This window comes from Proteus sp. FME41 (genome assembly GCF_014897315.1).
GTDB lineage: Bacteria > Pseudomonadota > Gammaproteobacteria > Enterobacterales > Enterobacteriaceae > Proteus.
The window spans coordinates 1-10,472 of sequence record NZ_JABUYL010000038.1; the positions used below are offsets into that span (position 1 = coordinate 1).

Annotated in this window: 11 protein-coding genes; 10 read left to right on the forward strand and 1 reads right to left on the reverse strand. The window is 41.6% G+C overall.

Annotated elements, in window-relative coordinates; translation table 11 throughout:
* Positions 1-2,101: primase-like DNA-binding domain-containing protein (locus INT04_RS18635; RefSeq protein ID WP_193017547.1), on the forward strand; the 2,101-nt coding region annotated here is incomplete at its 5' end.
* A 229-nt stretch (positions 2,102-2,330) separates the two neighbouring features.
* Positions 2,331-2,591: a hypothetical protein gene (locus tag INT04_RS18640; protein ID WP_049194569.1), complete on the forward strand. Its 261-nt coding sequence runs from the start codon at positions 2,331-2,333 to the stop codon at positions 2,589-2,591.
* A gap of 49 nt (positions 2,592-2,640) precedes the next feature.
* On the opposite strand, the gene INT04_RS18645 is transcribed toward INT04_RS18640, so the two are convergent.
* Positions 2,641-3,141: a hypothetical protein gene (locus INT04_RS18645; RefSeq protein WP_049194568.1), complete on the reverse strand. Its 501-nt coding sequence runs from the start codon at positions 3,139-3,141 to the stop codon at positions 2,641-2,643.
* Positions 3,142-3,434: 293 nt separating this feature from the next.
* On the opposite strand from INT04_RS18645, the gene INT04_RS18650 reads away from it, so the two are divergent.
* The 8 genes from INT04_RS18650 to INT04_RS18685 all read left to right on the forward strand — a co-directional run bounded on the left by INT04_RS18650 (position 3,435) and on the right by INT04_RS18685 (position 9,771).
* On the forward strand, positions 3,435-4,589 hold the full coding sequence (locus INT04_RS18650) for a phage major capsid protein (RefSeq protein WP_193017548.1): 1,155 nt from the start codon (positions 3,435-3,437) through the stop codon (positions 4,587-4,589).
* Positions 4,590-4,643: 54 nt separating this feature from the next.
* Positions 4,644-5,198: an HK97 family phage prohead protease gene (locus tag INT04_RS18655; protein WP_161738185.1), complete on the forward strand. Its 555-nt coding sequence runs from the start codon at positions 4,644-4,646 to the stop codon at positions 5,196-5,198.
* Positions 5,198-6,418, forward strand: a complete 1,221-nt coding sequence (locus tag INT04_RS18660; protein ID WP_161738184.1) for a phage portal protein — start codon at positions 5,198-5,200, stop codon at positions 6,416-6,418. Before INT04_RS18655 ends, INT04_RS18660 begins: the two co-directional genes overlap by 1 nt.
* Positions 6,415-6,750 (forward strand): phage head closure protein, encoded by a 336-nt coding sequence (locus tag INT04_RS18665; RefSeq protein WP_004245348.1) that lies wholly within the window; start codon positions 6,415-6,417, stop codon positions 6,748-6,750. Before INT04_RS18660 ends, INT04_RS18665 begins: the two co-directional genes overlap by 4 nt.
* Positions 6,743-7,039 carry a head-tail connector protein gene (locus INT04_RS18670; RefSeq protein WP_004245347.1) on the forward strand — a complete coding sequence of 99 codons (297 nt, stop codon included), beginning with the start codon at positions 6,743-6,745 and terminating at the stop codon, positions 7,037-7,039. Before INT04_RS18665 ends, INT04_RS18670 begins: the two co-directional genes overlap by 8 nt.
* Positions 7,040-7,486, forward strand: a complete 447-nt coding sequence (locus INT04_RS18675; protein WP_004245346.1) for an HNH endonuclease — start codon at positions 7,040-7,042, stop codon at positions 7,484-7,486.
* Between the two features lie 273 nt (positions 7,487-7,759).
* Positions 7,760-8,113, forward strand: coding sequence for a phage terminase small subunit P27 family (locus INT04_RS18680; protein WP_004245345.1), 354 nt, complete (start codon positions 7,760-7,762; stop codon positions 8,111-8,113).
* Positions 8,110-9,771: a terminase large subunit gene (locus tag INT04_RS18685; protein WP_161738183.1), complete on the forward strand. Its 1,662-nt coding sequence runs from the start codon at positions 8,110-8,112 to the stop codon at positions 9,769-9,771. The genes INT04_RS18680 and INT04_RS18685 overlap by 4 nt, the downstream gene beginning before the upstream one ends.
* Positions 9,772-10,472: the final 701 nt, after the last annotated feature.

Here is a 10,472-nt window from a genome sequence, read left to right on the forward strand (position 1 = left end):
CAAAGTAAAAGGCATCTCTATCTATGAGGCAGCTAAAGAAGTCTCACAAGCTTTGTCATTGCCTTTACCTGAACCTGCCAGAAAGGAGACTCCAAAATCAGAGTCTCAACCTATCGCAGAAAAGGTACAAAAGCTGGTGGCTCAAACTATAGTAGGCAAATCAGCGTACCTGACTCAAAAGGGGCACGATTGCCCCGTAAAATTACTTGCTGATGGTTCGATGTTGTTAATTATTCAGCGCGGTAACGAGGTTACAGGGGCGCAGGTTATCAAGCCTAATGGTGAAAAGCGTCTGATATCAGGGACAAAGAAAAAGGGCAGTTTTATGCCCTTATCTGAATTACCAAAAACGACTGAGATAGTATTGATTGCCGAGGGGTATGCCACCGCCTTAACAGTGAGTCAACTACATAGTGGTTTGGTGTTGACTGCGATTGATGAGGGCAACTTATTACCTGTTGCTGAATGGGCTAGAAAGCATTATTCCGAGGCAAAGATAATTATAGCTGCGGATAATGATATTAAGATCGGTCAGCCGAATGTGGGTAAAATTTCAGCAGAAAAAGCCACTAAAACGGTTAATGGGTGGGTAACTTTACCGCCCACAGAGGATAAAGCCGATTGGGATGATTACCGTCAGCAATTTGGGATTGAGAAAGCAAAACAGGCATTTAATGAGGGAATGTACCAAATGGATAATTTAGCCACAGTGACCGTTATTCATGCGGATAAAAAAGGGGCGAACACCAATCTCTCACAAATGGCGGCCAGTCAACGAGGCGCATTACTCGCAGAACGTTACGGAAAACTCGCTATTATTCCAGATAGTGAGATGGTTTATCACTATGTCGATGGGGTATGGAATAAAGTATCTGATAGTGATTTACAACGGGCAATGGTGGCGATTTTTGATGAATATAAAACACCTTATAGCCCAACGGGGGTTAAAAATGCGATTGGTGCGTTGAAATTACAAATTCCAGTTTTAGGTGAGCAAAAGCGAGAGTTAATTGGTTTTAGTAATGGTGTGTATGATTTATCGACTCAACAATTTAAGCCTCATGCACCAGAAAACTGGTTACTTAATCATAATGGGATCGTATTCACTGCGCCTGAATCTAATGAGAATTTAAAACAACATGCCCCTAGTTTTTATAAGTGGTTATCTCATTCGGCTGGCAACGATGAAGAAAAGATGAACCGTATTAATGCGGGCTTATTTATGATTTTAGCTAATCGGTATGATTGGCAATTATTTATCGAGGTGACGGGTGAGGGAGGGAGTGGTAAAAGTGTTTTTACCTCTATCGCGACTTTACTTGCAGGGGCACACAATACTGCCAGTGGCAATATGAAAGCGTTAGATGAGGCGAGAGGGCGTTATCAATTTGTGGGTAAAAGTCTCATTACCTTACCTGACCAAGTAAAATACGTTGGAGAGGGGGCGGGCATTAAAGCCATTACAGGCGGTGATTTAATCGAGGTTGACGGTAAGTATGAGAAACAATTCTCAACCATTATTAAGGCAGTTGTTTTAGCGACGAATAATGAACCAATGAGCTTTACTGAACGTAACGGAGGGATAGCACGTAGACGGGTTATTTTCTCTTTTAATACTCCCGTTAAAGAGAGTGATAAAGATCCCTTGTTACCTGAGAAGATAAGCAAAGAATTACCCGTTATTATTCGCCATTTATTGAAATTATTTACCTGCCAAGATAAGGCTAAATTATTACTGCAAGAACAGAGAGATTCAGGCGAAGCTTTAGCCGTCAAAAGTAACTCAGATCCCTTGTATAGCTTTTGTGCTTATTTGGTTTCATTGGGCGAAGAGTTAGGGATGAAGATGGGGAATAAGAATATTTATCCTCGTGCGCCGAGGATCTATCTCTACCATGCTTATTTATCATTTATGGAAGCCTACGGGTTTGATAGACCGTTAACATTAACCAAGTTTGGGGACTCATTACCTAAGGTGATGCAAGAGTATAAAAAGGATTATCGAAAGTTTAAAACGAAACGGGGTTATTACTATAACGTTGATTTAACTGATGAAGCTAATGAGTGGCTTCCTGCAGTACCTGAATTAAGAAAAAGTTAGCCCCCCTAGTTATAAAGTTTTATGTTCAACTGTGCACCCTGTTCACCAGTCTTTATATTTGATTGATTTATAATATAAAAATAGGGTGCATAGTTACTTCTCAACTGTGCACCAACTGTTCACCCTGTGCACCTTTTATATTTTTAGTTTAAGTGCTGTTAAAATAGGCAAATAGGTTTTAAAAAGGCTTCTTTTGGCAGGTGATATTATATTTAAATTAGGAGGCGATATGCCGATTACGCGAGAAGATATACAGGCACATTATGATTATCACAACATTACACAACTCGATGATTTACATACGGCTGATTATCGTGAGTTGGTTAGCGGACATGCTTTTTTCTTTCAAGATACTAGCGGAAATTTAAGACACACATTATCAGAGGAGATCTTAGCAACGAATAAAGAACAATTAGATGTGTTAATTGAACAACTGCAAGAGTTCAAAAATATAATGAATGATGTACCCGAATGGTTGAGTGATAAATAAATCTGATAAGGAGCCGAGAGAATAAATATGCTCGGCTTCAGGTAAGATATTATAATAAACTTATTAGCCCAGAAATACCTGCCCCTATTACACTTGCAACGGTACTGTTTTCTAGTAATTTAATGAGAGATCTTTTTGCCTCAACATCATTAGATTTTGCAATCTTTTCAACTAATTCCTGAATAGTTATATTTGTAATTTGGGTGTTATTATTCCCAACTTGTATTTGATGTCCAGAAATATTACCTATATTAACGACAGAATTAAGATCTTTCGTTTTATGCTCACCAGCAGTCATATTTTCAACTTGTAGAGTTAATATGTGTGGGTGGTGAGTACCTATATTCAAGGAACCCCCAGCAAGGAATGAAGCATCTAATACTTTTAATTCAATAAATCTTTTTCCTGATTTTTGTGTAATAACATCACCAATTCCAACATCGGGTTCATCGGTGTAGGGTATTCGTACAGAACTGCTGTCTCGGCTACCTTTGTATTCATCCCCATTAATAATAATTAATTCTGGATATGCAAGCTGATCGAAATCCATACTACCTCCATTGTTAAAATGAATGCCCTCAGACCACAACATCAAAATATTAGCATAAAGAATTGTAAATTAATTGTTCTGATGCTTTCTTGTGTTTATTGTATGATTTTTAGGGCTTTTTATTAGATTTTTGATGTATATATTGATAAGTGGCACTCAGACGTGAGCCGCCACTAGGTCGTCTAATCAAGTTGCGAGAAGTAGCCTGCGTGATGCAGAAAAAGGTTATTCGACCATCCCCTTTCCGAGCTGGTTTCACGTCTTAACATTTTATTGTTTACGGAAACCACTTCATGAAAAAACTACTCGAATTACGCCAACAAAAGGCAACTCTCACCGAGCAAATGCGCTCACTGCTCACTAAAGCTGAAACTGAAAAACGCTCACTCACCGAAGATGAAGCGAAAAACTTTGATGAATTGCGTAGTCAGTCGGAGTCTCTGAATACTGAAATTGCCCGTTACGAAGCGATTGCAGAGGAAGAACGCACTCAAACAGGTAAACACGTATTAGGTGATAAAGCTGTCAGTAATGATGAATTACGTCATTATATCCTGACAGGGGAAACCCGTACTTTATCGACAGGGGTTCCGGCTGATGGTAGCTATACCGTTATTCCTGAACTGAATAAGCAGATTATGCAGCAATTAACCGATGATTCGGTGATGCGTAAAATCTGTACCATCAAAACCACGCACAGCAACGAATATAAACAACTGGTTTCTGTGGGTGGGGCAAAAGTCAATCACGGTGAAGAGGGGCAAGCCCGCACCGAAACTGGCACACCAAAATTAGAAGAAGTCAGTATCAAATTATTCCCTATCTATGCCTATCCCAAAACCACCCAAGAAATTATTGATTTTAGTGATGTGGATATTCTGAGCTGGTTAACCACTGAAATTGGCGACACGTTTGTTGATACTGAAGAAACCGATCTTGTTACGGGTGATGGTACGAAAAAAGCAAAAGGTTTCTTGGCTTATCCTCGTGAAGCCAAAGCCGATAAAGTGCGCGCGTTTGGTACATTAGAAAAACTTGACGTTGCCAGCATTGAAGCCGATAGCCTGATTGACCTGAAATTCAAATTACGTGCGAAATATCGCAAAAATGCCGTTTGGGTGATGAATTCCAATACTGCTGCTAAAGTACAGAAGCTGAAAAATGGCAATGGGGATTATATCTGGCGTGACCGTTTACAGTCTGGCGATCCTGATACCTTATTAGGCTTACCGGTTCATTATCTCGAAAACATGGCTGATGATGTGATTGCATTAGGTGACTTTAAACGCGGTTACTTCATTGTGGATCATGAAACGGGTACACGTACTCGCCCTGACAACATTACTGAACCCGGCTTTATCAAAGTTCACACCGATAAATATTTAGGCGGTGGGCTGGTGGATTCTAACGCCATTAAAGTGTTGGAAGTTAAAGTCGCGGGTAAATAACTCAAGGGGCGTTCCTGTGATCTCAGGAGCGCTCTTTTTTGTCAGGAATAGGCTATGAAAAATACCGAGTTAGAAATCCGTACTGCAACACTTTCTGCCAGTGATAAAAAGCTGGTGGGTTATGTCATTAAATGGGGCTTACGCTCTCATGTGCTTTGGGATGAATTTGTCGAACAATTTGCCCAAAATGCGTTTAGTAACAGCTTATCAAGTGGTGCCGATGTTAGGGCGCTTTATGAACATGATTACACTAACCTATTGGGGCGCACGACTTCTGGCACATTACAACTCACCGAAGATGAAACAGGGTTACGTTTTGAACTCACTCCGCCTGATACGCAACTAGGGCGTGATGTTCTCACCTTGGTTGAACGAGGTGATATTGACGGTATGAGTTTTGGTTTCCGAGCGATTAAAGATCAGTGGGATATTGGTCAAGAGCCGTATGTCAGAACTGTATTAGAAGCCGAACTCCATGAAATCACCATCACCAGTTTACCCGCTTATCCTGATAGTGGCGTAGAAATTGCCAAACGCTCCTTAACACTCAGTAAACCACAAGCGGTAAAAGATTTTGACCGCTGGTTACAATTGGTTGAGGTGGAATAATGTGGCCATTCAAACGTAAAGCCTCCGAATCCCGCAGTCTAAGTATTGATGAGTTTCTTTCTCTGGCGGGGATATCTAACACAAACTCAGGGGAACACGTTAGCTCATCAACAGCGGAGGGCTTACCTGCCGTGATGAATGCGGTGACGGTCATTAGTGAAGCTATTGCCTCCATGCCCTGTTTTCTGTATCGGGTACACAATGATAAAGGGCGAGAATCAAGAGAGTGGTTAAGTGATCATCCTGTTGATTATCTTCTCAATGAAAAACCGAATGACTGTCAGACCGCTTTTCAATTTAAGCGCACTTTAATGCGTCATTGTTTGCTCAATGGTAACGCCTATGCGGTGATTACGTGGGGCAAAGATGGACAGCCTAAATCAATACATCCTTATCCCCCTAGTGCGGTGGTGATTAATCGACTTGGGGATCACCGATACAGTTATACCGTGACTGAACCGTATAGCGGTAAGGTGAAAACCTACCTACAAGAAGAAATCTTGCATTTACGTTATGCGACCGATGACGGTTTTTTAGGTCGCTCACCCGTCACGATTTGCCGTGAAACATTGGGCTTAGGATTAGCTCAACAACGACACGGCGCGAGTATCATGAAAGACGGCATGATGGCATCTGGCATTATTAAATCGGGTGAATGGCTCGATAGCCTCAAAGGAACTAAGGCATTAGAAGCCCTAGAACGCTACAAAGGGGCACGTAATGCAGGGAAAACCCCCATTCTTGAGGGGGGCATGGAATATGAACAATTAGGCATGAGTAACCAAGATGCGGAGTGGTTAGCCTCAAGGCGTTTTACCATTGAAGATATTGCCCGTATGTTCAACATTAGCCCTATCTTTTTACAAGAATATTCCAACAGTACTTACAGCAACTTTAGTGAGGCAAGTCGTGCCTTACTGACCATCACTATGCGCCCATGGTTAGCCAACTTTGAGCAACAAATTAAATCAGCGCTGTTATTGACTTCACCTACACCGAATATTCGCTATCAAGTGGAATTTGATACGGCAGATTTACTCCGCGCTAATCCTACGGAGCGTTTCCGCAGTTATGAAACCGCGATTAAGTCGGGAGTCATGTGTCCGAATGAAGCCCGTGAGCGTGAGGGATTGCCTCCTCGTGAAGGTGGTGATGAATTTAGTCAGGCATGGAAACAGACCGTTGAAGTTAAAAAAGAGTCTGACAAGGTGGATGAATGAAAGCGGGGCGCATGAATCAACGGGTAACTATTCAGCGCTCAAAGCTTAAACCGGATGCGCTTAGTGGTAATGAGGTGATGTGGTTCGATATTGCGAAAGTTTGGGCTGAGGTAAAAGGGATCCGAGGGCGCGAGTATTTTAGCAGTCAGCAAACACAGAGTGAAACCACAGTGAGAGTTTGGTTACGTTATTTTCCTGATATCACCACGGCAGATCGATTGATGTTTAGCTACGCCGGCACGGACGGCAATCATTGGGATATTAAAAGTATTGTGGCGGATAAAGCCAAGGGCAGAATGGAAATTATTTGTGAGGGCGTAGAGCGTGACTAAACCTAATATCAGTCTTGATGAAGTGAAGTTGCATTGCCGTATTGATGATGATTATGACGATGCCATATTAGCTATCTATATTGATGCCGCATTAGAAGTTTGCCAACAACATATCGGTAAACGATTTGATGATGGGTTGTCGTTCACTCCTGCGATCAAGGTGGGCTGTTTAATGTATATCAGTTTGCTTTATGAGAACCGAGAGATGATAGGCAGTGATGGATTAAAAGAAGTTCCGCTGACTATTCATTCTCTGTGGTCAACCTATCGAGATGTGGGAGTGTACTAGATGCCATGGCAACCCCTAAAGCGTTGTAGTTATCAAGGCTGTAATAAGCGGGTGAAGTCTGGACGGTGTGAAGAACATAAACAAGAAGCCAGACGACAACAGGATAGCCAGCGAGGGACACGAACCGAACGAGGTTATAGCAATCAGTGGGGCAAGTACCGTTTACAGTATCTCAAGTTAAATCCGTTATGTGTGCATTGCCTCAATAAAGGGATATACACCCCTGCAACCATTGTTGACCACATTATTCCTATTAACGGTGATAGTGACGTATTGTTTTGGGTGGATTTTAACCATCAAGCGTTATGTCACAGTTGTCATAACACCAAAACCTTTAAGCATGATCCACTCACTAAGCAAAAGCGTAAAAATGGGGAGTATCGAGAGTTAGAGGCAAAAGCAACACGGAATAATGATTGGCGAGATGAGTATAACCGTAATGCGTGAAAATGAAATAAATCAGTTGGTTAAAGGACTCTTAAAGCACAGTGAACCGTATAGACAACGACAATTAAAAACGCCTACAAAGCCCATTACAGGGCGCAATACTCAACGTGATAGGGAGCTAATGGAATGTTTCAGAAATCGTTAGAGAAACATATAGAAAGGGTAGGGGTATCAAAAATGACAAACGGCCTCGTCTCAGGAACCGCCCCCCTCCTCGAATTTTTACGCACGGTAATTTTTTTGAAAATAATTTACTAGGAAATAGAAATAGTTATGGCAAGAGCACCTAAACCCCCCGTTTATCTTAATGAGATAGCGACGAAAGAGTGGAAAACAAAAGCCAAAATATTGGCAGAACGTGACGATCTGACGTTAGCCGATTGGAACAATTTAGAATTGTATTGCGTCAATTATGCGATGTACCGTAAAGCGGTTGAAGACTTAGATAATCGAGGGTTTAGCATTATCAATAGTCAAGGCAGTGAGAGCCGTAATCCCTCATTGAGTGCCAAGGCTGATGCTGAAAAAATCATGATTAAAATGTCTTCCTTACTGGGGTTCGATCCTGTTTCTCGTCGTAAAAATCCAATTGAAACCGAGGAAGAGGACGAATTAGATCGCCTATGAACGCATGGGAGCAGTACGCAAGTGACATCAAAACAGGCAAAATCCCCGCCTGTCAGCGGTTAAAACAAGCTGTTGAACGTTACTATAATGACTTAAATAATCCGCTTTACACCTTTGATAATGAGATTGTAGAGCGTTTTATCGGGTTCTCCCGTGTTTGCCCACATGTTAAAGGGCACTTGCGAGGTAAGCCGATAGAGCTTGAGCCGTGGCAACAATTTGCCTTTGCGAATCTCCTTGGTTTCAAGGTGATCTCAACGGGGCGAAGAAAATACCGCAGTGCTTATATTCAGGTTCCCCGCAAAAATGCAAAATCCACCGTTGCGGCAATACTGGCTAATTGGTTCTTGGTGATGGAAAACGGGCAACAAGATATTTATACCGCTGCAGTTAGTCGAGATCAGGCGCGTATTGTTTTTGATGATGCCCGTCAAATGTGTGTGCTGTCTAAACCGCTTAAAAAACGGGTGGCCATACAGCAACATAAAGTCATTAATCCGAAAAGTAATAGCTTATTGAAACCTCTTGCCGCTAAAGCCGCCACTATTGAGGGAACCAATCCCAGTTTAGCGATTGTTGATGAATATCACTTACACCCTGATAATGCGGTTTATTCTGCTCTTGAGTTAGGGATGGGGGCACGTCCTGAGGGGATTTTATTTGCGATCACAACGTCAGGGAGTAACGTTATTTCAGCCTGTAAGCAACATTATGATTATTGTTGTCAAATTCTCGCTGGTGAAGAACAAAATGAATCGTTATTTGCTTTGATTTATGAACTTGATGACGAAAAAGAAATTGACGATGAACGCCTGTGGATAAAGGCGAACCCCAATCTTAATGTGTCGGTTGATGGTGATGCTTTGTATGACACGATACAAAAGGCGCGAGGTATTCCCTCACAATGGACAGAAATGTTAACTAAGCGTTTTAATATCTGGTGTCAGGGGGAAACGCCTTGGATGGGTGAGGGCGCATGGTTAGCGTGTGAAATGGACTATACCGAGACTGACCTTAAAGGCTTAGCGTGTTATGCAGGAATGGATTTATCTTCTACGGGGGATATTACCAGTGTCTGCTATACCTTTCCCGTTGATAATGAATTGTTGTTATTGACTCGCCACTATATCCCCGAAGCGCAGTTACAGAACCCCGCCAATAAGAACAGGGCGATTTACCGTCAATGGGTTAAATCAGGTTGGCTTCGTACCACTCCTGGTGATTGTATTGATTATGATCGCATTCGTGATGATGTGCTTAGAGATAGCCAACAATTCAATATCAAGTTGACAGGCTTTGATACATGGAATGCAACTCACCTAAGGACACAGCTACAAGGTGCGGGGTTAGATGTTGAGCCATTTCCTCAAACTTACATGAAGTTTAGCCCTGTGGCGAAATCAGCCGAGGTATTTGTTAATCGTAAAATCATTCGTCACAATGGCGATCCGGTGCTTGCGTGGGCGATGGCTAATGTCGTCATGGAAACGGACGCAAACGCGAATATCAAGCCCAATAAAAAGAAATCAGCCAACAAGATTGACCCTGCTATTGCTTTCCTTATGAGCTTTGGTACATGGCAAATTGAGCATGAAGACTTTGCTTTCAACTTAACGGGGGAGCAAAAAGAACGTTTAGCCTCATTTGATGGGGTGTAGCTGACTTATTGTTAGTTGCAAATTTTCGTTATCAACCATGGTGGAAATCACCACAGTATAGGTATGGTGGAAATCGCAATACCTTTACAGTCACACCACAGCTTAAATCTGAGCCAAAGCATTTATTAGTGCTTTGGTCTTCCAGAGGACAAAATTGTCCCCGAGTTATTGAGAAAAACATATTTGTGAAATTATCAATAGGTTAGAACGTTAAACACACTCACCTCGAATAGGACACCTTAATATCAAGGAGTCGCCCACCTAGTGTAAATCGCCAAAAGAGTAAATTATCAGCAAAAAGGTGCACAGTATGCACAGTTGGTGCACACCGTGTTCACCCTAATTTATTATTTAATATCAATGGATTAAGCTAATGGTGCATAGGGTGCACAGTTGAGGGCTTCAAAAAGATTTATAGGGGGGTAGTGAACAAATCGCAGGATAATAGAGTTTATTTGTACATAATTTAAACTACGAAAGTTTTGTAGTTTATCTATCTCTTTCTTTTCACATTAAGCAATCAGTCTGGCGAAACAGGAGCTATCATTTTGATCATACCTCTAAATGAGTTGCACAAACCTGTGGCGATATCTAGGGCTTAGAATAAAAGATGTGAGTAGAAATGTGTATAGATTGTATTTTTTAGTTTATTAATTGATTTAAAATCAATAAAAAGGAGTCGATATGGACTCCTGTGATCT